The following is a 22,154-nucleotide window of genomic DNA, read 5'->3' as shown; positions in this document are numbered from 1 at the left end:
CGATCACCGGGACGGCGTATCGTCCGTCCCGTGAAGCCGCTCATGCTCTGCGACGTGGACCCCGAGGACGCGCGGACGGCGGTGGGCGGCAAGGCGCGGGGGCTCGCCGTGCTGCGGCGCCACGGGTTCCGCGTCCCCGCGACCTGGGTGCTCCCCGCCGGCCCGGCCGCGGCCGGGCCGGGCGCGGCGGATCTGAGCGGGCTCGCCGGGCCCGGCCTGTGGGCCGTCCGCAGCTCCGCCTCCGTCGAGGACGACCCGGTCCACTCCTTCGCCGGGCTGTTCCGCACCGAACTGGGGGTCGGCTTCGGCGGCCTCCCGGCGGCCATCGCCCGGGTCGCGGGGTCGGGGGCGGGCGAGCGCGTCCGGGCCTACCAGGCGAGGGCGGGCCTGTCCGTCCGGGACGTCGAGGTCGCGGTCGTGCTCCAGCGGTACGAGCCGCCCCGGGAGTCCGGGGTGTGGATCGGGCGGGACCTGGAGGCCGGCCGGCTGGAGTGGGCGTCCGGCGCCGCCGAGGAGTGGACGGCCGGGAGCGGAGCCGGGCCGGCCGGCCGGGCCTGCCTCGGCGTGCAGCGCACGCTGGGGGCCGTGGCCGATCTGGAGTTCGCCGTGCTGGACTCGGGCCTGACCTGGGTGCAGTACAGGCCGGTCACCCGGCCGGTGCCGGAGCCCGCCGCCGCCGGCGGGCCGCTCACCGGCGTCCCCGCGGCTCCGGGCGTGGCGGAGGGGACGGTCGTCTGCGCGTCCGATCCGGGCGATCCGTCGTGGCGCCCCGGATCGGTCCTGGTGATCGCGGGCACCGACCCGGAGTGGGTGCCGTTCATGGCGGAGGCGGCCGCCGTGGTCACCACCGCCGGCGGGAGCCTCTGCCATGCCGCCATCGTCGCCCGCGAACTCGGGGTGCCGTGCGTCACCGGCGTCGGGGACGCACTCGCCCGGCTGCGCACCGGGATGCGCGTCGAGGTCGACGGCGCCCGCGGCGTGGTCAGCGTCACCGGCCGGTGAGCAGGACGAGCAGCTCGTACAGGTCGCCCACGGTCTCGACGTCCGCGATGGCGGGCGCGTCGATCAGCGACGCGCCGTAGGTGTGCTCCAGGACGAGGATCAGTTCCATGGCGTCGAGGGAGTCGAGCCCCAGCCCCCGCGTGATGTCGTCCTCCATGCGGAGGGTGCGCCGGATCCGCTTGGCGGCCTCGTAGGCGTCCTCCAGGACGGTGAGGAACTCATCAGGTGAAGGTGGGCTCGGCATGGACCTCTCCCGTCGTGCCGTCGATGGTGATCACGTCGCCGGGGCGCAGCGCGGAGACCCCGGGGTGGCCGACCACGGCCGGGATCCGGTGCTCCCGGGCCAGGATGGCGATGTGGGACAGCGCGCTGCCGCGCGCGGTGACGACCCCGCCGACCAGTCCGAGCAGCGGGGCGGCGTCGGCGTCCGCCGACTCGCAGACCAGGATCGCGGGGCGGTCGTCCGGGATGTCGTCGGCGGGCGGGTGCACCACCACCCCGGTCACGCGGCCGGGCGACACGCCGCTGCCCGCCGCCGGGGCGGCCGCCCGCCCCCGCCGCCCGCCGGCGGAGAAGTCGAGGCGCTCGGGCATCGGCGCGTCCACCGCCTCGGCGCAGGCCGCCGCGCGTTCCGCCGCACGTTCCGCCGCACGGTCGGCGAGGCCGGGCGCGCGGTGCAGGCGGCGAAGCTCCTCGATCGTGAGGTAGGGCCAGTCCGCGTCGTCGAGCGGCCAGTGCCCGGCCAGCTCCGGCAGGACCCTGCGGTGGACGTGCAGCACCCGCATGACCAGCGACTTCGAGTGCTCCCTGGACGCCATCATCTCCGCCACGACGCGGGCGAGGGCGCCGGCCGCGCGGCGGCGGCGCGGTCCCAGCATGCCGAGCGCGGCCTCGGCCGGGTCGACGACGGGGTCGGCGTCCGGGCGGCCGGCGACGGGCTCGGCGCGGCGCCGGACGCCGAACCGGGACCACGGCGCCCGGTCCTCGGCCACCTCGTAGAAGGACGTGCCGAGGAACTCGCCGGGCGCGAGGTCGCCGGAGAAGGCGTGCAGCCGGTCCCACACCAGTTCCGCGGGGCGGTTCAGCCACGGCGTGACGGTCTCGGCGTGCGGGACGATCAGCCCGTTGACCCGCCGCTGCACGGCGGTCAGCGGCACGAGGCCGGTGGTGGCGACGATGTGGGCGTCCCAGGCGTCGTCCAGGACGGGGGCCGCGCGCGCCAGGACCTCGACCAGGCCCGCCTCGCCGCCCAGCGACACGGCGCCGCGGGCGAGCAGTTCCAGGTCGGCGACCTCCTCCTCCAGCCGTTGCAGCGCCGGGCCGAGCCGGGTCAGCTCGCGGATCAGCCGCGGCAGCGCGGCCGCCCGGCCCAGCCCTCCCTCCCGCGCCCGCCCGAGCCGCGGCGGGCTGGTCCCCTCGAAGTAGGCGGCGGTGACGTCCTCGGGGGTGACCAGGGGCAGCCGGCTCGCCAGCCGCGTGTACGCGGACAGGTTGTGGTACGGCTTGCACGCGAAGTAGCCGAGGAACACGTAGTGGCCGCCCTGCGCCCAGGGGCGTTCCCCGAAGCAGCGCGCGGCGAGGCGGCGGGTCGCGCGCTCCATGGGCGTGCCGACCAGCGACCAGGACACCGGTGAGATCCGCTGCGGCGCGACCTCGCCGAAGTTCCCGGCGCTGTAGACGGGGAACGCCGGGTGCGGGTCGGTGTCGATGGGCGGGAAGCGGGTGGTCACGCGAAGACCTCCCGGCCCGTCGCCTCCAGGTATCCGGGCGGGCAGCGCGGCGGGCCGCCGGGGACGGCGTCCAGCACGGCCGGGTCCAGGTCGAACCACGGCTCGGAGTAGCCGAGCAGGGCCTGCGGCACCCCGGCGCGGGACGCGAGCGCGCGCTGCAGGCGGCCCATGGCCGTGCTGTCGACGATGCGCGGGACGCGTCCGAGGGGGCGGCACAGCGCCCGCAGCACCTCCGCCAGCGACGGGTCGTCGGGGTCGAACCAGGTCCAGGTCCCGCCCGTGGCGGGCGCCTCGACGGCGCGGCCGACGACCTCCGCCGCGGCCGCCACCTCGCCCGGGTAGCACGGGAACTCCCCTCCCCCGCGCAGGTGGACGGGGTACCCCTGGAGCATCGGGCGCACGGCGGCGAGCAGCCCGTGCCGCGCCGACAGGGCGCCCGGCGGCGCGGGGACGCCCAGCAGCGGGCCGAACCGCACGTTCGTGGACGGCACGTCCCGCGCCGCCCGCACGAGGCCCTCGGCGACGTACTTCCCGTACTCGTACCAGTTGCGGAAGGTCTGGCCGACGTACAGCTCGCGGTTCCCGACCCTCCCGGACGCCCGGCCGAGCGCGAGGACCGACGAGACGTGGACGAGGCCGGCGAAGCGGTCGCAGCCGCGCGCCAGCGCGAGGACGTTGCGGACCCCGGCGGCGTGCAGGTCCAGGGCCTCCTCCGGCCCGGCGTCCCACTCGACGCTGCCGAAGGCGGTCACGATGTGGGTCGCCTCGGCCCTGACCTCGTCGAGCGCCTCGCCCGAGAGCGCGAGGGACGGGCGGGTCACATCGCCGCGCAGGGAGCGCCGCGCGGGCCCGCCGCCGGAGCGGCTGAGGCCGATGACCTCGTGCCCGGCCCGTTCCAGGCGCGCGCAGACGGCGCCGCCCAGATACCCCGAGGCCCCGACGACCAGGATCTTCATCCGGGGAACCTCGCCATCGAGCCGCCCGCGTCCGGGATGTCGAGCCGCCGCGGCGGCGCGCCGAACAGCAGGCCCGCGAGCAGGCCGAGGTCGGTGCTCGGCAGGTCCCCGCCGAGCAGCGCCGCCAGCCTGGGACGGGCGAAGACGCGGTCCAGCCCGACGTAGCGCAGCCCGATCAGCGCGTTGCGCGCCGCCGGCGCCAGCGGGAGGAAGCGGTGGGCGTTCTGGCTGGTCCAGACGATCTGCCGGGCCGTCACGGAGACGACGCGCGGGGGGCGGCGGAACCGCTCGGGATCGGCGGTGAACGCCGCGTCGAGCAGGCCCCGGACGCTGGGGGCCGACTCGCCCAGGCCGAGGTGGCAGATCAGCGGCCCGGCGTCCGGCGGCGCCCAGCCCGGCCGTCCCGCGTCCGGCGCTTCGGCGAGGCGGCGCACCGCGCGCAGCAGCGTCCGCGCGGCCACGTCCCTGGGCAGCGCGTCGACGCGGGCGGCGGGCATGGCGGGCAGGACGCCGCCGGGCAGGTCGTCCCAGCGGTCCGCGAGCATGTAGAGGGAGTTGCGGCGCAGCGTCCGTCCCGTCGCGGCGCTGCCGACCAGCGCGCACACCCGGAGGATCAGCAGCGGCGCGTCCTCGGCCGCGAGCTCCGCCAGGGACCGCTCCGCGAGCCACTTGGCCTGCTCGTAGACCGTCCGGTCGGCGCGGCGCGGGTAGGGCAGCTCGGCGATCTCGCCGACCGCGCCGCCCGCCGCGTAGGCCGAGCCGGCGTACACGTAGGGGACGCGGCGGCCGGACAGCGCGGCGAGCTCGCGCGCCAGCAGGTATCCGTGCTCGGCGCCCAGCACGTGGGTGGTGTAGAGGTCGCCGGCGCGTCCGGCCCAGTCGGTCTCGCCGGCCAGGTTGACGACGGCGTCGGCCTCGCGGGCGAGCCGCCGCACCGCGGCCTCGCCGAGGCCCCAGCGGGGCGACCGGACGTCGCCGTGCACGGGCTCGCCGACCAGCGCCGGGTCGTGCGGCCCGAGCCGTCCCGTCCGGCGTCCCCCCGCCGGGACGCGCAGGAGCGGGACCATGGTGCAGCCCTCGTCCGCCATCGTCTCCAGCAGGCCGGCGCCGAGCTGGCCGGTGGCGCCCGCCACCAGCAGCCTCACGTGCCGTCCCCGACGGTGGCGTCGTAGGCGGCGAAGTCGGGGACGAGGCCGGACGCCACCATCTCCCACATCATCTCGTCGGTCCCGCCGCCGACCCGGCCGATCCGGACGTCGCGCCACATCCGCGCCATGGGGGTCTCGTCCTCCAGGTAGCCCATCCCGCCGAACAGGTGCATGCACTCGGTGACCGTCCGCTCGGCGAGCCGGACGGCGGTGACCTTCAGCGCGGCCGCCTCCCGCGCCCCGGCGCCGCCCGGCTGGAACGCGGTCGCGGCGGCGCCGTGCACGCCGGAGCGCAGCACGACCAGCTCGGCCTGGAGCTGCGCCAGCCGCAGCCGGAGCGCCTGGTGCTCGATCAGCGGCCGGCCGAACTGCCGGCGGCGGTGCAGGTGGGCGCAGGCGAGCCCGATCGCCAGCTCGCACACGCCGGCGGCGTGCGCGGCGACGGCCATCCGCTCGTGGCTCAGCGCCCAGGTCGCCACGGTCAGGCCCAGCCCGGGACGGCCCAGCACGGCCTCGTCCGGCACCCACGCGTCGATCGCCGTCCACGTGGTCTCCAGCGACGCGGCGCCCAGCTTGGCCAGCCGCTTGACCTCGCGCAGTCCCTCGGCGGGGACGCGGACCAGGCTGAGCGCGGCGAGCCCCGAGCCGCCCGTCCGGCACAGGACGAGGGCGAAGTCGGCGGCGCGGCCCAGCGACAGGTACTTCTTCTCGCCGCGCACGCGCCAGCCGGCCCCGTCCCGCACGGCCGTGGTGCCGATGCCGTTGATGTCCGAGCCGCCGGCGGGCTCGGAGGCGCCGAAGCAGCCGACCAGGTCGCCGGCGAGGACGCCCTCCAGCGTGTCCGCGAGCAGGTCGGACCGGCCGTAGCGGGCGAGGGCCGCGCCCACGGTCTCCACGACGACGCCCACGCCGACGCCGACGCCGCCCGCGCGGGCCAGTTCCTCCGCCAGGATCGCGGCGCGGCCGGGATCGCCGCCCGGGAGCGGCGTCCAGCGCTCCCGGATCAGCCCGGCGCCGCCCAGCGCGGCCAGGGCCGCGCGGGGGAACTCGCCCGCCTCCTCGGCCGCGGGCACCAGCGGCATGATCCCGTCCCGGACGGCGGCGCGGACCCGGTTCCGGAAGGCGTCCACGTGCGGGCCGCTGAGACCGGACGAGTAGAGCGGCGGGGTCACCGCCGGGCCTCCGCGGGCTCGGAGGAGGCCAGCAGCGGGCCGTCGATCTCCCCCGCGAGCAGCTTCCGCCACATGGCGCGGCGGCGCGGCTTGCCGCTGGAGGTCAGCTCGATCGCACCGGCCTTCACCCGCACGACCCGCACGGTCACGTCCGGGCCCACCAGCGGGGCGAGGCAGGCGACGACGCCCTCGGCGGACGGCGCGGCGGTGAGCACGCACACCACCGGGTCGTCGTCCAGGTACCCGGCGAGGACCGCGGTCCGCTGCCGGGTGAGCAGGCCCTCCTCGGTGAGGACCGCCTCCAGGTCCTCCACGTACACGTTGCGGCCCCGCACCTGGAGGCTGTCGCCGATGCGGCCCACGACATAGAGCTCACCGTCGATCATGAAGCCCGCGTCGCCGGTGAGCAGCACGCCGTCCTCGAACCGGGTGGCCCGGTCCTCCTGCTCGCTGGTGTGGCCCAGCGCCACCGAGGGCCCGGTCACGGTGATCTCGCCGAGGGTCCCGTCCGGGAGCCGGCGGCCGGCGTCGTCGACGATCCGCACCGCGAGCCCGTCGAGCGGCGTCCCGCAGCCCACATGCCAGGTCCCGGGGCCGCTGGGCGCGCGCGGGGACAGCTCCGCGGAGCCGAGCAGCGGCAGCGGCTCCCCCATCCGGAGGGGCCCGGGGGCGACCGCGACGGCCCGCGCGGCACGGCCCAGCGGCGCGCAGGTGACGCCGAGCGTCGCCTCCGCCAGGCCGTAGGCGGGCCGCAGCGCCGACGGCCGCAGGCCGCAGGGTCCCAGCAGGTCCAGGAACGCGGCGGCCGCGTCGAGGCGCACGCGTTCGGCGCCGGTGACGACCGCCTCGACCCCGGACAGGTCCAGCCCGCCGAGCCGCTCGGGCCGGACGCGCCGCACGATGTACTCCAGGCCGAAGTTCGGCATCAGCATGACGAGGCCGGACCGGCCGTGGTGCTCGCGCAGCCAGCGCAGCGGCTGCTGGACGAACTGCTCGGGCCGCATCAGCGCGACCGGCTCGCCCCGCACGACCGGGGTGAGCAGCCCGAAGATCAGCCCGAGGTCGTGGTGCAGCGGCAGCCAGGGCACGCCGGTCCCGGCGGCCCGCCCGGCCCAGCGCCGCCCGATCATCGCGATGTTGGCCTCCAGGTTGCCCCGGCTCACCCGGACGCCGCGGACCCTGCCGCGCGATCCCGAGGTGAACTGGAGGAGGGCCGTCTCGGCCGGCGTCCACGATCCGGGCGGGGCGTCGCGGGCGGTCGCGGGCGCCAGGACGGCGCACGCGGGCCCGGCGGCGGCCGCGGCCCCGGCCAGGTCCCGGTCCGCGAGCACGAGCGCCGCGCCGGACTCGGCGATCACATGGGCGGCGTGCTCGCGCCACCGGCGGGCGTCGCCGAGGGCGGCGGGCGGCGCGAGCGGCGCGGGGGTGCCGCCCGCGGCGAGGGTGCCGAAGAACGCGGCGGCGAACCCGGGGCCGGTCCGGCGCAGGATGACGACGACCTGCCCCGTGGTGAGCCCGCGTTCGCGCAGGTCGCGGGCGGTGGCGCGGACGAGCCCGGCGAGCGCCGGGTACGGGACGGTCTCCCACGCGCCGTCGTCGCCGAGGAAGCGCAGCCCCGCCGACGCCGAGGGCGCGTCGAGCCAGTCCAGGAGCCCGGTCGTCATGGCAGGTCCAGGGTGAGCCGCAGGTCGCGGTGCAGTTCCATCCAGACCTCGTGGTACGAATCGCACAGCACGCCCGTCAGCGCCTTGGCGTCCCCCGACTCGAACCGGTCGCGCGCGGCGGTGAGGCGCTCGGCGTACCTGGCGTAGCGCGGCCGGGTGCCGGCCATGCGCGCCGCCACCGCGAGCAGGTCCCGGTGCAGGTCCGCCAGTTCCGCCCGGACGTCCGCCTCGGCGGCCGCCTCCCGGCGCTGCCAGCGGGTGCACAGCTCCTTGACGCGGTGGTCGAGCGGGACGAACCGGTCGTGGCAGGCGCGCAGCGCCCCGGCGGCGGCGGGTGTGAGGTCGGCGCGCACCTCCGCGGCGTGCCGCGATCGTCCGGGTTCGGTGATCCGCCACACCTCGCGGGCGGCCACGAAGACCGCGGCGCCGGCCGCGACGTGGTCCCGCGCCGCGGGCAGGACGGCGGACTCGGGCCTCCCGGTCATCAGGCTCAGGTACGCCGCCCCGGCCATGCCCTTCACGCACAGCGCGTGCAGCACTTCGAACGCGTCCGTCATGGACGCGTTCCGGCCGGAGCGGGCAGACCGGGGACGGGCGCGTCCAGGGCCGGCGCGGCCATCGCCTCGGCGAAGCCGCGCAGGATGCGCGCGGGCATCTCCTCCGCCACCTCGGCCGCGGCCTTCCGCGCGAGTTCCAGCTCCTCCCGGCACGCGGCGGCCGCCGCGGCGAGCGCCTCCCCGTGGAGCCGCGCGTCGGCGGCGAGCCGGGCGGCGGTGAGGTCGGGCGTGCCGAGCAGTTCGGGCAGGGCGGACACCCGCCCGTCGAGCATCGCCGCGAGCGAGGTGTCCAGGCGGGTGCGCAGGCCGCGCAGCGCCAGGACGTCCTCGGCGTGGACGAAGGAGCGGCCGCAGTGCCGGCCGAACTCGCGGAGCGGGCCGACGGCCTCGGCGGGGGCGTCGGCGAGCAGCGCCCCGGCGCGCAGCGGGTACTCGAACATCGCGGCGAACACGTCGGTGGCCGAGGTGCCCGGGGCCGCGTCCAGGTACCGGGCCCGCAGCACCGTCAGCTCCGCGAGCCAGTCGGAGAACGACCACGACAGCTCGGGCGCGTGCTCGGCGACCAGCGCGCACGCCTGGGCGAGGAGGAAGTCCCCGGCGAGGACGGTGGTGGCCGACCCCCAGTCGACGCCCCGCCCGCCGGGCCGTGCCGGCGCCGCCGGGCCGAGGAACGCCAGCCCGCCGAGCGAGGCGAGCTCGATGGCCGAGCCGGTCGTGGCGCGCCCGATGTCGGGGAACGCCCCGGCGCTCATGAGCCCGGCGCACAGCAGCACCGCCGGCCGGAGGCTGCGGTGGACGGGGCCGCCCCCGGTGATGAGCATCCGCGCGATGAACGGCCACTCGCGCCGGACGGAGGCGACCGACACCTCGTCGCAGCCCGCGAGGAACGGCCGGAGCACCAGCGACTCGCGCGGGCCCGGATCGAGGGGCTCGGCGGCGGTCACGCCCGCGATGCCCTCGGGCAGCAGCACGGCGCGGCGGCCCTTGGCGAAGAACGGGTGGTCGCTCTCGGCGGTCGCGGCGAGCACCCGCCAGGCGAGGTGGTAGCGGCGGGCGGCGTGCCGGGCGGTCTCGAAGTAGCCGACGAACGCCCGGGTCAGCGCCCTGCCGTAGGAGCGCGCCGCCGCCTCCGGGTCGTCCGGGTGCCCGGCGATGGACTCGGCGGCCAGCAGGCCGCTCTGCACCGCGTAGCTCAGCCCCTCGCCGGTGAACGGGTTGACGAGGCCGGCGGCGTCGCCGGCGACCAGGCGGCCGTCGTCCACCGCGTGCTCGGGGGCGAAGCCGCTGTCGACCGGGCCCGCGGACAGCGGGCCGTCCGGGCGGGCCCCCGCGAACCGGGGGTCGGCCTCGGCGAGCCCGGCGACGGCCTGGTCCATCAGGGCCTGCGCGTCGGGGCCGCCGCCGGTGACGCAGATCGTGAACCCGCCGGAGCCGGGCAGGGCCCAGACGCAGGAGGGCTGGGCCTTCGGGTCGTTGCCGGCGGGGGTGACCATCTGGAGCACGATCCGCCCGCCGGGCGCGGCGCCGGTGAAGCGCTGCGCGCACTGCAACCGCGTGCCCGCGTCCGCGGCCCGCTCGCGGGCCGGGCCGGGCCCGGTCGCGAGCACCACATGCCGGGCGGTGACGGTCGTCCCGTCGGCGAGCGTCGCGCGGTGGCCGCCGTCGGTGCGGCACACGTCCGCGACCCGGCCGGCCAGCAGGACGGCGCCCGCCTCCTCGGCGGCGCCGCGCAGCGAGGCCACCAGCCCGGCGCGATCGCACACGGCCATCCCGGCGTCGTCGATCACGCGCCGGGTGCGGGCGCCGAACCACAGGTCGAGCTCCCCGGCCGGACGCGTGCGGGCGTCGTCCCATCCGCCGAGCGTCTCCAGCGCGTGCCGGGCGGGGCCGCTGACCAGGACGTCGTGGAGCGTTCCCGGCCGGGGGTCGTCGGCCAGCAGCGTCCGCAGGCCCCGGCGGGCGAGGGCGGCGGCGGCCGCGGCCCCCGCCGGGCCGCCGCCGACGACCAGCGCATCGACCGGCTCGGTCACGGGCATCTCCAGGTCACGGGCATCTCCAGGGTGTGGGCGACCGTCATCGGTCGGTGGACGGGGCCGGTCTCCGCCGGGAGTTCCTCAAGCGGAGATCACTCGGCGGCGACCTCGACGGGCGCGCTGCTGCCGAAGCCCAGCTGGCCGTCGTCGCCGGTGATCGCGAGACCGACGACGTAGGTGCCCGGCTTGGCGAAGGCGTGGGTGACCTTCGCGCCGGTGGCGAACGTCCCGTCGGTGAACTCCCACAGGTAGCGCTTGATCTCGCCGCCCGCCGAGCCGGTCGAGCCGGACGCGTCCAGGACGACGGTCTTCGGGCCGGTCCGCTTCATGGTCACCTTCGCCACCGGCGGGGTCTTGGGCCGCGCGAGCTCGGTCGTGGTCACGCGGACCTTGACCGCGCGATCGCCTCCGGTGAGCTCCACCTTCCAGCCCCCCGCCGCCGCACCGGGCACGTACACGCTGTTGTAGAGCCCTCGCTTGCCGCCGCTCCGGCGCTGCTCGGCACGGGGCGCCTGCCGGCCGTCCGGCGACAGGACCCGCATCTTGACGTCCCCGCCCGTCCAGCTCGCGCCGAACCCGGCCCCGAGGCCGCCGCCCGCCAGCGTGACCGGGACCTGGACCGTCTGCCCCGGCTGGACCGTGACGTCGTCCGCCCGCCGGGTCACTCCGCCGTCGCCCGCCAGCCGCGGGGCGGCGGTCGGCTGGAGGAACGCCTCCTTGATGATGCACGCGGTGTTGGCGTAACCCGCCCTGGTCGGGTGGAACGAATCACCGAGTTCGAACGGGACGATCCCGTTGAGGAACCGTTCCTTGCCCTCCGGCGGGCAGATCTCGTGGTCGTCGGTCGCGTGGTAGAGGTCGATCGGCACGGCACCGACCATGGTGGCCGAGGTGACGATCAGGTTGTCGAGGCGCTGGGCCCACTGGTTCATCCACAGCTGGTCGACGGTCAGGATGTTCTGGCAGCGCTTGTTGCTGACGTGGCCGCCGGTGCCGTCGAATCCGCCCTCGTCGGGAAAGAACTTCGGGTAGGTCGGCACGAAGACCTCCGCTTCCGCGGCCCGCTCCTGAATCTCCTTGAGAAGCGTCTGCAGCGGATTGGTGCTCTGCTCGGTGCCGGCGTCGAGCTTGGCGAAGGCGGCCTTGAGGCCGTCCTCCTCGGCGTAATTGCAGGGTTCGTCGCTCAGCCGCAGGACGCATCTCTTGACGACGCCGGAGAACCCCATGTCGTTGCCGGAGACGCCGATGGTCACATGGGACACATCGCTGCCGAGCGCGCTGAGCTGCGACGCCTCACCCGATTTGCCGTCGCGGACTTCCTTGATCTTGGCGCCGGCGCAGGCGACGAAGGAGAAGGGGCCGCCGGGCACACCGTCCTCGTCGAGCAGCGGCGCGTACGCCCACTTCGACCGCTTGCAGTCGCCGCTGGCGGCGTCGTAGTCGTCCGTTCCGACGCCGGACTGGTAGGAGTCGCCCATCGCCACCCAGCGGCCGGGCGCGGCGGCCGGCGCGGCCGGCGCCACCGCCGACGACGCCGCGAACGCGACGACGCAGGTTCCCACGATGACAAGACCGCGTTGCCGCATGCACTTCCCCCTAGCCAGGAGAAGGGCGCTCGCACTCGTGTACGAACGCCCCAGGTTCGGGTTCAAGATCGCAACAAGACGATCTTGATGTCAACGGCGGAAGGTGCGCTTGGCGACTACTACCGATCGACCCGCCCTCCATTGTCAAGTTTCGACAGTCAATGCCGTTGTTCCACGTCTGCTGGCCGGATCCGGCCAAGATCGACATGTTTAGCGATCTCCGGGTTAGCGTGCGCCTGGCTGATCAACTCGGCACATCGTCCAGCTACGAAACGGTGGTCAGATGGACTCCCCCGCGAACACCGCACCGGCCGCTGCCGGAGAGCCGTCCGCGCCGGTCTCCCGCCGCGGGTTCCTCGGCAAGACGGCCGTCGCCGGGTCGGCCACGGTCGCCGCCGCGACGACGCTGGGCGGGTCCGGCTTCGCCACGTCCGCCCGGCCGGCCGCAGCGAGCACGCCGGGCGCCCGCGCTCCGGCCGCGGCGGCCGCACCGCTCGACCAGCGGCGGGAGATGCTGCTGCAGGCCGCGCTGGCGGGCGCGGTCTACCCGATCGAGTTCCGCGGCTTCGGGGAGTCCAGCCGCGGAAGGGCCCGCGCCACACCGGCCCGCCTGCGGGCGGCCGAGCGCAGGCTCGACGCGAAGCGCCTCGCACGGGCCTGGGCCGGCGCGGACGCGCTGATCGCGCAGGGCCTGCTCGGCGCGCCGCAGGGCCGGCTGCTGGCGGGCATCGGACGGCTCGCCGCGCAGGCCGACGACACCGGGCGCAAGGACCTCCTGGCGTTCACGGCGCTCGGCGTGGCGACGCTCTCGCCCCACTTCGACCCCGCCGACGACAGCGCGGCCGAGATCTGGCTCGGCGGGCTCGGCCGGCAGCACCGGCTCGGCCGGCAGCCGCAGCCCATCTCCCCCCGGAACTGACGACTCCCGCCCCGGAATTGACGACGGAGGACCATGAAGCTCTGCGGGGACGACCACAGCAGGCTGGAACGCGCCAAGCAGCAGATCTTCGACGCCTACGGCGCCGACCCGAACGTCAGCGGGGTCGGGATCGGCTTCCGCCGCCGGGCCGGCGAGTGGACCGGCCGGCCCGCGGTCGTCGTGCTGGTCGCCAAGAAGCGCCGCGAGGCCCTCGTCTCACAACGCCGCCTCCTGCCGCGCACCGTCGAGGTCGACGGCGTCGCCTACGACGTCGACGTCGAGCAGGCCGGCCCGTTCTCGTCCGGGTCGCGGACCGCCCTCGCCCCGACGCGGGTCACGGCGCGGGCGCCCGGCGACGAGATCACGAACAAGATGCGTCCGCCGCTGCAGGGCGCCAGCATCTCCAACCCCGTCGACGGCGATACGGCCGGCACCCTCGGCCTCTTCGTGATCGACAACACCGACGACACCGTGTGCCTGCTGACCTGCAACCACGTGATCGCGCGCATGGGACGCGGCAAGGTGGGCGAGCCGATCGTCCAGCCCGGCGTCTACGACGGCGGCACCGCGGCCGACGCGATCGCGAAGCTGAAGCGCTGGGCGCCCATCCCCGCGACGGGGACGCGGGTCGACGGCGCGATCGCGCAGCTGACCGACCAGAAGGCCTACAGCCTGGAGGTCGCGAAGGATCTGATGGATCCGATCTCGGCCACCCACCCGGTCGTCGGCATGGTCACCGCGGGCGACAACTTCGGCGGCGGCCTGCTGACCCGGATGGACGCGACGCTCGACGCCCTCAACGTGCGCCTCCCGCTCGGCCAGACGGCGGCGCCCCGGGCCGAGTCCGCCCTGCCCTGCGCGGGTCCGGTGCTGGGGCTCGCCGACCCCCAGCCGGGGATGAACATCGAGAAGGTCGGGCGGACGACCGGCTACACCTCCAGCGTGATCATCGCGATCGGCGTGCGGGCGAACGTGGGGACGCCGATCGGCACGATCCCCTACAACGACCTGATCTACACCGAGTTCTTCCTGGACTCCGGCGACTCCGGGTCGGCCGTCTTCGCTGGCGGCGACGGCAAGACCCAGGTGCGGCCCATCGTCCTGCCCGCGTGCATCGTCCTGGGGGCGCTGAGCAGCTACTACTCACTGCCGCTGACCGAGGACAACCCGCTCGCCGACAAGGTGCGCGACGAGTTCTTCCTGCAGAGCACGACGGGGAAGCTGCTGATCGAGCTCACCTATGTGAACTCACAGAAGCTCGTGGACCGTTTGAAGGGCAAGACCGGTAATGGGTCCGAGGCGGCATACGCGGACCAGTACTACACCAAGTACCACGACTTCATGGCGAACGTGCTCGCCGACCCGGACTCCGCGGAGGTCGTCACCCAGGAACACCTGGACGACTCCGAGTTCATCATCGGCGGTCTCGCACAGAGTTACGTTCTGACGGGCCCCGAGGTGCAACTCGCCTACACGATGTACGACGAGTCGCTCGTCCCCACTCTGGGAATGAACAGAAAGCAAGTCCAGGAGTACATGGACAACCCCGTGGTGTACGCCCGGGTGCGCGAGGCCGTCTCCGCGACGGACGGGATCGAGATGAACGCGCCGTTCAAGCAGACGGCACCGGAACCGACCTCGTGACCCCGGTCCAGAGCCCGGCCCTCGGCGCGGAGCCGGACTATCCCGCGCGAGTCCTGGCGCGCGTCGACGAGCTGGCCGCAGGGCTCGGCCCGTCCCTCCAGGGCCCGGTCTCGGCGCTTGCCGCCAACCCGGGCAAGAGCCTGCGCTCGGGCCTGCTCGCGGCGTGCGTCGGGGACGCGCCCGTGGACCCGTCCCGGCTGGTCCGCCTGGGCGCCCTGGTGGAACTCGTCCACCTGGCGTCGCTGATCCACGACGACGTGACCGACCGGGCGGCGCTGCGGCGCGGGCAGCCGACCGCGCACACCCTCGTCGGGCCCGAACGGGCGTCCCTCGCGGGCCTGGCCGCCTTCGCCCTGGCCGGAACCGAGTCGGCCGAGCTCGGCGCCGGGATCGACATGCTGGTCAGCCGCACGCTGAGCGAACTCGCCCACGGCCAGCTGCTGGACATCGAACGGACCTTCGACACCGGCTACGCGCTCCAGGACTACCTGGAGCTCACTGAGCGCAAGACCGGCGTCCTGTTCCAGATGACCTGCCTGCTGGGCGCCGCGGAGGCCGCCCGCCCCGAACCGGAGGTCGCGGCGCTGGCGCTGTTCGGCCGCGAGTTCGGGATCGCCTTCCAGGTCCTCGACGACTGCCTCGACCTCACCCCGGGCGAACTCGACAAGTCCATCGGCACCGACCACATGCTGGGCCTCTTCGGCGCCCCCACGCTGGCCGCCCTCGCCGCCGACGACTCGGGTGCGCTCGCCGCGCTCCTGCTGTCGCCGGAGTTCACCGCCGACGACCTGCCGGCCGTGCGCTCGCTCGTCCAGTCGTCCGGCGGCCTGGACCAGGCGATGGGGCTGGCGAGCGAACACCTCGACCGCGCGCGGGCCGCCCTGGACGGCGTCGGCGAGGACGCGCGGACGGCGATCCTCGCCATCCTGGCGAAGGTCGAGGCCCGCCTGTGACCGGTCGCCGCCGTCAGGCCAGGCGGGTGCGCAGGAGGCAGAACTCGTTGCCCTCCGGGTCCGCCAGGACGACCCAGCTCTCCTCCCCCGTCTGCCCGACGTCCGCCGGCCGCGCCCCCAGCGCCAGCAGCCGCTCGAGCTCGGCGGCCTGGTCGCGGTCGGTGGCGTTCACGTCGAAGTGCATCCGCAGCTTGCCGGTCTTCGGCTCCTCGGCGCGGTCGAAGAGCAGCGTCGGCTGGAGCCCGCCGAACCCCTCCTGAGGCCCGATCTCGACCGCGTCCCCCTCCCGGTCGAGCACCACGAACCCCAGGACCTCGCACCAGAACGCGGCGAGCGCTTCAGGATCCCGGCAGTCGATCACCAGTTCACTGAGCCGGCAGGCCATGCTCACTCCCCTTCATCGTCTCCGAACCCCGTGCCTGGAAAGCCGGCCGCCCAAGCCGCGCGCACCGGCCGCGACCGCCTCCGCCGGAGCGGGGTTTCCCTGGACGTTACCGAGGAACGAGAGCGAGGAGGGTCATGGGAGCTTCAGCGCAAGAGCGGCGCATCACCGTGGACGCGGTGACCCGGTCCGGTGACGATTCGGGCTTGTTCTCGTCCCCGGGCCGGGCCACTCTGCGTTTAGGCGTCATCTCACAGTGAGAGCGGGGCCGACATGCCCGGAGGTGCCATGCGGCGGTCCGTCGGAGCGGCCGATTCCTCGATCTACTTCTCGGCCTCCCCGCCCGCGGGGGTCAGCGTCTTCGTATTGATCCTGGCCATCGAGGGCGTCGAGCCGCCCGGCTGGGCGCTGCCCCGGGCCGTGCCGCAACCACCGCCCTGGCAGTAGGGCGCGACCCAGGGTGAGCTGGGCTCCGGCGTGCGGGTCACCGCCCGGTGAGGCGGACGACCGGGTACCGGCGCCCGGATTTGCTCTGGTACTTCGCGATGCGCGGCTGGGCTTCGGCGATGCGGTCGGTCCCGTCGAGGCGCTGCGGCGTCACCGGCCTCGGCCCCTCTCCGGGCAGTTCGATCGACGCCCGGTCGGGACGGGCCATGGGGTTGTCGAACCAGTCCGGATTCCGGGCGTGCCGGGCCTGCGCCCGCCCGCTCGTCCCGTGCCATCGGGCTACCCCCGCACCTCGTTGATGCGGATCATGTTGCCCGCGGGATCGCGGAAGGCGCAGTCGCGGATGCCGTACGGCTGCTCGGTCGGCTCCTGGACGACCTCGGCGTCGCCCGCCTGCACCTGCTCGAAGACGCCGTCGAGGTCGGGGGTGGCCAGGACGATGATCCCGTAGGTGCCCTTGGCCATCATCTCGGCGATGGTGCGGCGCTCGTCGTCGGTGATGCCGGGGTCGGCGGCCGGCGGCGTCAGGACGATGGACGTGCCGGGCTGCCCGGCGGGGCCGACGGTGATCCAGCGCATCTTGCCCTGCCCGACGTCGTTGCGGACCTCGAAGCCGAGCGTGTCGCGGTAGAAGGCCAGGGATGCCTCCGGGTCCTCGTGCGGGAGGAAGGCCGTGTGAATGGTGATGTCCATGCCCATCACGCTAGGCGCGGGCCGCGGACCGGCGCTTCTCGATTCCTGACCGGTTCGGCCACCTTTTGCCAGGGTGCGGGCCTCGTGTCATCCGACCACGTCCTCGGGGCCGGCCGAGGCCGGAAAGCCCGCACTGGCCCCCCACATCTCCGCGAACCGGCCGTCGTCGATGCGGAAGATCTCGAACAGCATGGGCCGCGCGTCGCCCCCGATCCCCTCGACGGACGAGCGGACGGCGGCCTTGTCGCCGTCCACGAGGATGTCCTCGGCCACGACCCGGATGCCGGGGAAGCGGGAGACGAGCATCCGCCAGGCGTTCTTGCCCGCCTCGAACCCCGCGACCCCGAGCGGATGGCTGAAGAAGCCGGGGGTGTGCAGTTCGGCGGCCCGGTCGAACTGGCGGCTGTTGAAGCACTCCTGCATCCGCCGCACCAGAGCGCTCGCGTCCTCACGTGTGGTCATCGGCGTGATCTCCTTCGCTCAAGACGCCGAGCGGCGGCGGACCCTAACCGGTGTGCCGCCCCGCTTACGTTCCACACTATACGGTGCGCCGCCCCGGTTATGCTGGTGCCGGAATGTCCAGCCAGCCTCAGCAGCCGCCGCCAGTGCACGGGAACGACCGTGGGCTGCGCGCCGACGCGCGCCGCAACCGCGAACGCGTACTGCGGACGGCGCGGCGGCTCTTCGCGAGCGACGGCCTCGGCGTCTCCCTCGATGAGATCGCCCGGCGCGCGGGAGTCGGCCCCGGCACCGTCCACCGCCATTTCCCCACCAAGGACGCGCTCTACCTGGCCGTCGCGATCGACATGCTTCAGGGGCTGATCGCGGAGGCGGAGGCGCTCGCCGCCACCGGAGACCCCGAGGCCCTCTTCGCGCTGCTGTCCCGCATGGTGGCGACGGGCGCCGAGAACGCAACGGTCAAGAGCGCACTCGCCGCCGCCGAGTTCGACCTGCGCACCGCCGCCCCGAACGTCGCGGCGGACCTCACCCGCCACGTCGCGGACCTCCTGGCCCGCGCCCACGCGGCCGGCACCGCACGCCCCGACGCCACCGCCGACGAGGTGATGGCCCTCGTCGCCGGCGCGTTCGCCGCAATCCGCCACGCCGGCGCGGAGACCGACCACGAAAGCGCGGCCCACCTCACCCGACTCATCCTGGACGGCCTACGCCCCCGGTAGCGCTCACGCGTCTTTCGGGCCGTTCGACAGCGCAATGACCGCCCCTGGTCTCCGAGTTCGACGCGCACCTCGTCAGGCGAGGTCGAACGCGCCGCGCTTCACGCCGTCCAGGAACGCACTCCACTCTCCCTGCGCGAACGCGAGTACCGGCCCGGCCGGATCCTTCGAGTCCCGCGTGAGGACACAGTCAGGGACCGTGATTGCGGCTACCTCCACGCAGTCGGTCCCGTGATCGGCACTGCGGCTGCTCTTGCGCCACTGCACATCCCCGAAGTTTTGGATGCTCATAGCCCGAACACTATCTCTTCGATGAGATTCCGGGATTCGGTTTCGGTGAGCGCAGTGAAGGAAAGGGCCTCATATGCCCGCTCGTAGTAGCCAATGCTCGTCGCTTCATCGATGAACCAACTGCGCACAAGGCTGTGAACAGCGACGACGCTCGTCGAACCATCAGTTCCGATATCGGGGATCGAGAAGGGCCCGTCCAGTCCCGGATGCGCGCCGACGTTGAGCGGCAGTACCTGCAGACTCAGATGAGGAGCAGTTGTCACATTCAATACCTTCCTGAGCTGCCTCTTCAGCACCTCCCTGCCGCCGACGGGCGCACGCAGCGCCATCTCGCCGATGATCCACTTCACTCGGGGCGGCGCGTCCACCAGGATGCGCTGACGCGCCATTCGAAAGCTGGCAGCTCCGCCCTTTCGTGAGTCCGGCCGGACCGAGTCATATGCCGAGAAGACGGCCTTGGTGTACTCCTCAGTCTGGAGAAGCCCCGGTATCAACTGCGTCTCAAACGATCGAATGCGTGAGGCGTCGCCTTCCAGGGAGGCGTAGTCGACGATGAACGGGTCCGTCCGTTCCTGGTAGCCGAGCCACCAGCCGTCCTTGCGGCCCTGGGCGGCGAGGTCGAGGAGGCGGGCGCGTTCGCGGGCGTCGGTGATGCCGTAGTGGTCGAGGATCTGGCGGAGGTCGCGGGGGCGGACGGCGCGGTGGCCGTTCTCGTATGCGCTGAGGGTGGCCGGCGAGCGCTCGACCAGGCGGGCCGCCGCGTCCTGCGTCAGGTTGCGTTCTTCGCGGTACCGGCGGAGCGCCTGGCCGATCTTGCGGCGCCGGTACGACAACCGGTCGTCTGACGTCATGCACTCAGCTTGTCACCGCGCGTAATGAAGCGGGTCGGATTCGGCGAACTTCCATACATCCGGACTTCGATACTTCAGCTTTTCGATGGGCCCGCGGCGGATGCCTCTCAGCTCGCGGGAATGTGTTGATGCGGTGACGGAGGGCTATCAGCCTTTGCGGGTGACATTCGGAGGAGGAATCACGATGACCACCCGTGAGGCGGGAGAACTGCGGCTGCTGGCCGTGCTGACGTTGCCAGGTGTGGCGCGGTCCGTCCGGCATGCCCGGCTTTTTCTGCGGGACACGCTGGTCCCGGAGCACGTGGCGCCCGGTGACGAACTGCTGGACGACATGGCGCTCGTCGTGGGCGAGTTCCCCGGGAACGGCATCAGGCACACCGCGTCCGGGCGGGGCGGGAAGATCGACATCGCGCTGTGGGCGGGCGGCGGGGTGCTGCGGGCGGAGGTCACCGACGAGGGGGCGGGCGGGGCGCGGCCGGTCATGCGGGACGCGGCGGACGGCGAGAGCGGGCGCGGCCTGCACATCGCCGCCGCGCTCGCGGAGCGGTGGGGGCACCGTGCCGACGGCGTCCGCACCACCGTCTGGGCCGACTTCCCCGCGCGTGTTCGGAGCCCGCGCGGCTGATCGCCGCGCAGGCGGGAACGTCCGCCCCATGCGCATCGATCTCACCGGACGGACCGCCTTCGTGAGCGGCTCCACGCAGGGCATCGGCCGTGCCGTCGCCGCGGGGCCGGCACGGTCCGGCGCCACCACAGTGATCAACGGCCGCTCCGCGGACGGCGTCGAGGAGGCGTTGCGGGCGCTGCGGAACGAACTGCCGGACGCCTCGCTCAAGGGCGTCGCCGCGGACGTCGCCACAGCGGAGGGCGCGGAGGCGCTCGCGGCCGCGGTGCCGGACGCCGACATCCTGGTCAACAACCTCGGCATCTTCGAGGCGCGTCCGGTCCTGGAGATCGACGACGCCGAGTGGCGGCGGTACTTCGAGGTCAACGTCCTGTCCGGGGTGCGCCTCGCCCGGCTCTACCTGCCCTGAGACGGCACCGACACCAGATCAACCTGGGCTTTAAACCCAGCGGTTGACGGACGCGCGATACAAGCCTAGACTCACTTTCAACCTCGAAGTTGAAAGTGGGGGGAATGACCACGGACGACCTGTCGCGGGTCTTCGCCGCGCTCGCGGACCCGACCCGGCGCGACATGGTGGCCCGGCTCTCGGAGGGCGACGCGACCGTGAGCCGGCTCGCCGAGCCGTACCGGATGACGCTGCAGGCCGTCTACAAGCACCTGCGAGTACTGGAGGACGCCGGGCTCGTCAGCCGCCCGCCGGGGCCGCAGCCCCGGACGGTGCGCCTGGAACCCCGGGCCTTCGACCTGATGGACACCTGGATCGAGCGCCATCGGCGCCGCGCCGAGGAGCGCTACAGCCGCCTCGACGCCGTCCTGGCGCGAATGGAGGAGGACGACCATGGACAGGACCGAGGAGACGGTCATCGAGGCCGATCCGAAGGTGCCGGTCATCGTGCTGACCCGTGACTTCGCGGCGACGCCCGAGCAGCTGCTGCGCGCCCACACCGACCCCGAGCTGTTCGCCCGGTGGGTGGGCCCGGACGCCATCACGACGCGCATCGAGCACTGGGACGCGCGCACCGGCGGCAGCTGGCGGTACGTCTCGGAGAGCGGCGGCACGGAGCACCGGTTCCACGGCTGCTTCCACGAGGTGCGGCCGCACCGCATCGTGCAGACCTTCACCTACGAGGGCGCTCCCGACAGCGTCGCGCTGGAGACGCTGTGGTTCGAGGACCTCGGCGGCGGCCGCACGCGGCTGCGCGCGCAGTCGCTCGTCGACAGCTTCGAAGGCCGCGACGCCTGGCTGCGCAGCGGCATGGAGACCGGCGTCAACGAGGGGTACGCGAAGCTGGAGAGGATGCTCGCCGATGGCACTGTCTGACACTCCGGCCGAGCGGCACCGGCAGGTCGCCGGGCTGTTCACCGACCGGGTCCGCGGCACCGCGTCCTGGGACGCGCCGTCCCCGGTCGACGGCTGGGCCGCCCGCGACGTCGTGCGTCACCTGACCGAGTGGTTCCCGGCGTTCCTGGCGTCCGGCGCCGGCATCGACCTTCCTCGCGGGCCGTCCGCGGACGACGACCCGGTGGCGGCGTGGCGGGTCCACTGCGACGGCGTCCAAGCGGTGCTGGACGACCCCGGAACGGCGGACCGGAAGCTCACGAACCCGCACATCGGCACCCTGCCGCTGGCGCCCGCGATCGACCAGTTCTACACGGCCGACGTGTTCATGCACACGTGGGACCTCGCCAGGGCCACCGGCCAGGACGACCGTCTCGACCCCGCCTTCTGCGCCCGGCTTCTCGCCGGGATGGAGCAGATGGAGGAGGTCCTGCGGTCCTCCGGCCAGTACGGGCCCCGGATCGATGTGCCCGCCGACGCGGACGTCCAGGCCAGGATGCTCGGCTTCATCGGGCGGGACCCGTTCTGGCGGGGGCGCTGAGGCCCGGAGGTCAGGCGGCGATGGGCGTCAGGAAGATCCACACGTGGCCGAACGGGTCGCGCAGCATGGACTGGCGGGCGCCGTAGGGCATGTCCGCCGGAGCCGCGAGCAACTCCGCTCCGGCGGACGCGGCGCGGTCGGTCAGCGCGTCCACGTCCGGGACGTAGACGTGCAGGATCACCGACGTTCCGCCGACACCGGGCGGCACGAACGAGGCGTCGGCGTCGCCGAGCATGAGCGTGGACCCCTGGACGCTGATCTCCGCGTGGACGATGCGTCCGTCCTCGCCGTCGAGCCTGAACAGCTCAGAGGCGCCGAACGCCTCGGCGTAGAACTTGATGGCGTCGGCCGCGCCGTCGACGATCGCGTGCGGGATGACCGAGTACCTGTAGTGCTCCGGGATCTCCATGGCCCCACGCTAGGCGGCCGGACGCCGCCCGAGC

Annotated in this window: 27 protein-coding genes; 11 read left to right on the top strand and 16 right to left on the bottom strand. The window is 74.2% G+C overall.

Annotated features, from left to right (window positions below; translation table 11 throughout):
- The first annotated feature begins 30 nt into the window (after window positions 1-30).
- Window positions 31-1,002, top strand: a complete 972-nt coding sequence (locus ACA511_RS27975) for a PEP-utilizing enzyme (RefSeq protein WP_375027608.1) — start codon at window positions 31-33, stop codon at window positions 1,000-1,002.
- Here the strand turns inward: ACA511_RS27975 and ACA511_RS27970 are convergent.
- The 9 genes from ACA511_RS27970 to ACA511_RS27930 all read right to left on the bottom strand — a co-directional run bounded on the left by ACA511_RS27970 (window position 989) and on the right by ACA511_RS27930 (window position 11,824).
- The gene (locus ACA511_RS27970) at window positions 989-1,246 is read right to left on the bottom strand and encodes an acyl carrier protein (protein WP_375027607.1); all 258 of its coding nucleotides are present in this window, start codon (window positions 1,244-1,246) and stop codon (window positions 989-991) included. The genes ACA511_RS27975 and ACA511_RS27970 overlap by 14 nt on opposite strands.
- Complete coding sequence (locus tag ACA511_RS27965) at window positions 1,224-2,732, bottom strand: PEP-utilizing enzyme (RefSeq protein WP_375027606.1); 1,509 nt, start codon at window positions 2,730-2,732, stop codon at window positions 1,224-1,226. The genes ACA511_RS27970 and ACA511_RS27965 overlap by 23 nt, the downstream gene beginning before the upstream one ends.
- Complete coding sequence (locus ACA511_RS27960) at window positions 2,729-3,688, bottom strand: NAD-dependent epimerase/dehydratase family protein (protein WP_375027605.1); 960 nt, start codon at window positions 3,686-3,688, stop codon at window positions 2,729-2,731. The genes ACA511_RS27965 and ACA511_RS27960 overlap by 4 nt, the downstream gene beginning before the upstream one ends.
- Entirely contained in the window at window positions 3,685-4,833 is a 1,149-nt protein-coding gene (locus ACA511_RS27955) for an SDR family oxidoreductase (RefSeq protein ID WP_375027604.1), read from the bottom strand. Before ACA511_RS27955 ends, ACA511_RS27960 begins: the two co-directional genes overlap by 4 nt.
- Window positions 4,830-6,008: an acyl-CoA dehydrogenase family protein gene (locus ACA511_RS27950; protein ID WP_375027603.1), complete on the bottom strand. Its 1,179-nt coding sequence runs from the start codon at window positions 6,006-6,008 to the stop codon at window positions 4,830-4,832. Before ACA511_RS27950 ends, ACA511_RS27955 begins: the two co-directional genes overlap by 4 nt.
- Window positions 6,005-7,672 carry an AMP-binding protein gene (locus ACA511_RS27945; protein ID WP_375027602.1) on the bottom strand — a complete coding sequence of 556 codons (1,668 nt, stop codon included), beginning with the start codon at window positions 7,670-7,672 and terminating at the stop codon, window positions 6,005-6,007. Before ACA511_RS27945 ends, ACA511_RS27950 begins: the two co-directional genes overlap by 4 nt.
- A complete protein-coding gene (locus ACA511_RS27940; protein ID WP_375027601.1) occupies window positions 7,669-8,229 on the bottom strand; it encodes a hypothetical protein in 561 nt (186 codons plus the stop codon). Before ACA511_RS27940 ends, ACA511_RS27945 begins: the two co-directional genes overlap by 4 nt.
- Window positions 8,226-10,259: an FAD-dependent oxidoreductase gene (locus ACA511_RS27935; protein ID WP_375027600.1), complete on the bottom strand. Its 2,034-nt coding sequence runs from the start codon at window positions 10,257-10,259 to the stop codon at window positions 8,226-8,228. The genes ACA511_RS27940 and ACA511_RS27935 overlap by 4 nt, the downstream gene beginning before the upstream one ends.
- A 95-nt stretch (window positions 10,260-10,354) precedes the next feature.
- On the bottom strand, window positions 10,355-11,824 hold the full coding sequence (locus tag ACA511_RS27930; protein ID WP_375027599.1) for a PKD domain-containing protein: 1,470 nt from the start codon (window positions 11,822-11,824) through the stop codon (window positions 10,355-10,357).
- A gap of 307 nt (window positions 11,825-12,131) precedes the next feature.
- Between ACA511_RS27930 and ACA511_RS27925 the strand changes: the two genes are divergently transcribed.
- Genes ACA511_RS27925 through ACA511_RS27915 form a run of 3 tightly spaced genes read left to right on the top strand, consistent with a single transcriptional unit; the run spans window position 12,132 to window position 15,364 of the window.
- Window positions 12,132-12,767: a hypothetical protein gene (locus ACA511_RS27925; protein ID WP_375027598.1), complete on the top strand. Its 636-nt coding sequence runs from the start codon at window positions 12,132-12,134 to the stop codon at window positions 12,765-12,767.
- A 33-nt stretch (window positions 12,768-12,800) separates the two neighbouring features.
- On the top strand, window positions 12,801-14,411 hold the full coding sequence (locus ACA511_RS27920) for a hypothetical protein (RefSeq protein WP_375027597.1): 1,611 nt from the start codon (window positions 12,801-12,803) through the stop codon (window positions 14,409-14,411).
- On the top strand, window positions 14,408-15,364 hold the full coding sequence (locus tag ACA511_RS27915; protein ID WP_375027596.1) for a polyprenyl synthetase family protein: 957 nt from the start codon (window positions 14,408-14,410) through the stop codon (window positions 15,362-15,364). The genes ACA511_RS27920 and ACA511_RS27915 overlap by 4 nt, the downstream gene beginning before the upstream one ends.
- 13 nt (window positions 15,365-15,377) lie before the next feature.
- Here ACA511_RS27915 and ACA511_RS27910 read toward each other — a convergent pair whose 3' ends face one another.
- The gene (locus ACA511_RS27910; RefSeq protein ID WP_375027595.1) at window positions 15,378-15,749 is read right to left on the bottom strand and encodes a VOC family protein; all 372 of its coding nucleotides are present in this window, start codon (window positions 15,747-15,749) and stop codon (window positions 15,378-15,380) included.
- 285 nt (window positions 15,750-16,034) lie between these two features.
- On the opposite strand from ACA511_RS27910, the gene ACA511_RS27905 reads away from it, so the two are divergent.
- Complete coding sequence (locus ACA511_RS27905) at window positions 16,035-16,193, top strand: hypothetical protein (RefSeq protein WP_375027594.1); 159 nt, start codon at window positions 16,035-16,037, stop codon at window positions 16,191-16,193.
- Window positions 16,194-16,230: 37 nt separating this feature from the next.
- Here the strand turns inward: ACA511_RS27905 and ACA511_RS27900 are convergent, their stop codons facing one another.
- The 3 genes from ACA511_RS27900 to ACA511_RS27890 form a co-directional block, all read right to left on the bottom strand.
- On the bottom strand, window positions 16,231-16,401 hold the full coding sequence (locus tag ACA511_RS27900; RefSeq protein WP_375027593.1) for a hypothetical protein: 171 nt from the start codon (window positions 16,399-16,401) through the stop codon (window positions 16,231-16,233).
- Window positions 16,402-16,472: 71 nt separating this feature from the next.
- Complete coding sequence (locus ACA511_RS27895) at window positions 16,473-16,886, bottom strand: VOC family protein (RefSeq protein WP_375027592.1); 414 nt, start codon at window positions 16,884-16,886, stop codon at window positions 16,473-16,475.
- 87 nt (window positions 16,887-16,973) lie between these two features.
- A complete protein-coding gene (locus tag ACA511_RS27890) occupies window positions 16,974-17,348 on the bottom strand; it encodes an ester cyclase (RefSeq protein WP_375027591.1) in 375 nt (124 codons plus the stop codon).
- 113 nt (window positions 17,349-17,461) lie between these two features.
- Here ACA511_RS27890 and ACA511_RS27885 point away from each other — a divergent pair, with 113 nt between their 5' ends.
- The gene (locus ACA511_RS27885) at window positions 17,462-18,064 is read left to right on the top strand and encodes a TetR/AcrR family transcriptional regulator (RefSeq protein ID WP_375027590.1); all 603 of its coding nucleotides are present in this window, start codon (window positions 17,462-17,464) and stop codon (window positions 18,062-18,064) included.
- Between the two features lie 72 nt (window positions 18,065-18,136).
- Here ACA511_RS27885 and ACA511_RS27880 read toward each other — a convergent pair whose 3' ends face one another.
- Together ACA511_RS27880 and ACA511_RS27875 are read right to left on the bottom strand one after the other, a co-directional pair.
- Window positions 18,137-18,352 (bottom strand): DUF397 domain-containing protein, encoded by a 216-nt coding sequence (locus tag ACA511_RS27880; RefSeq protein ID WP_375027589.1) that lies wholly within the window; start codon window positions 18,350-18,352, stop codon window positions 18,137-18,139.
- The gene (locus ACA511_RS27875) at window positions 18,349-19,203 is read right to left on the bottom strand and encodes a helix-turn-helix domain-containing protein (RefSeq protein WP_375027588.1); all 855 of its coding nucleotides are present in this window, start codon (window positions 19,201-19,203) and stop codon (window positions 18,349-18,351) included. The genes ACA511_RS27880 and ACA511_RS27875 overlap by 4 nt, the downstream gene beginning before the upstream one ends.
- A 184-nt stretch (window positions 19,204-19,387) precedes the next feature.
- Here ACA511_RS27875 and ACA511_RS27870 point away from each other — a divergent pair, with 184 nt between their 5' ends.
- The 5 genes from ACA511_RS27870 to ACA511_RS27850 all read left to right on the top strand — a co-directional run bounded on the left by ACA511_RS27870 (window position 19,388) and on the right by ACA511_RS27850 (window position 21,711).
- A complete protein-coding gene (locus tag ACA511_RS27870) occupies window positions 19,388-19,828 on the top strand; it encodes an ATP-binding protein (protein WP_375027587.1) in 441 nt (146 codons plus the stop codon).
- Window positions 19,829-19,856: 28 nt separating this feature from the next.
- Complete coding sequence (locus ACA511_RS27865; RefSeq protein ID WP_375027586.1) at window positions 19,857-20,237, top strand: SDR family NAD(P)-dependent oxidoreductase; 381 nt, start codon at window positions 19,857-19,859, stop codon at window positions 20,235-20,237.
- 104 nt (window positions 20,238-20,341) lie between these two features.
- The gene (locus ACA511_RS27860; protein ID WP_375027585.1) at window positions 20,342-20,737 is read left to right on the top strand and encodes an ArsR/SmtB family transcription factor; all 396 of its coding nucleotides are present in this window, start codon (window positions 20,342-20,344) and stop codon (window positions 20,735-20,737) included.
- Window positions 20,670-21,152: an SRPBCC family protein gene (locus ACA511_RS27855; RefSeq protein ID WP_375027584.1), complete on the top strand. Its 483-nt coding sequence runs from the start codon at window positions 20,670-20,672 to the stop codon at window positions 21,150-21,152. Before ACA511_RS27860 ends, ACA511_RS27855 begins: the two co-directional genes overlap by 68 nt.
- Window positions 21,139-21,711, top strand: coding sequence for a TIGR03086 family metal-binding protein (locus ACA511_RS27850; RefSeq protein ID WP_375027583.1), 573 nt, complete (start codon window positions 21,139-21,141; stop codon window positions 21,709-21,711). Before ACA511_RS27855 ends, ACA511_RS27850 begins: the two co-directional genes overlap by 14 nt.
- A 10-nt stretch (window positions 21,712-21,721) precedes the next feature.
- On the opposite strand, the gene ACA511_RS27845 is transcribed toward ACA511_RS27850, so the two are convergent.
- Window positions 21,722-22,120, bottom strand: a complete 399-nt coding sequence (locus ACA511_RS27845) for a VOC family protein (protein ID WP_375027582.1) — start codon at window positions 22,118-22,120, stop codon at window positions 21,722-21,724.
- Window positions 22,121-22,154 lie beyond the last annotated feature (34 nt).

Source organism: Actinomadura sp. GTD37, assembly GCF_041951365.1.
Taxonomy (GTDB): domain Bacteria; phylum Actinomycetota; class Actinomycetes; order Streptosporangiales; family Streptosporangiaceae; genus Spirillospora.
Note: the sequence above shows the minus strand (reverse complement) of the source record. Positions and strands in the feature narration are given on the sequence as shown.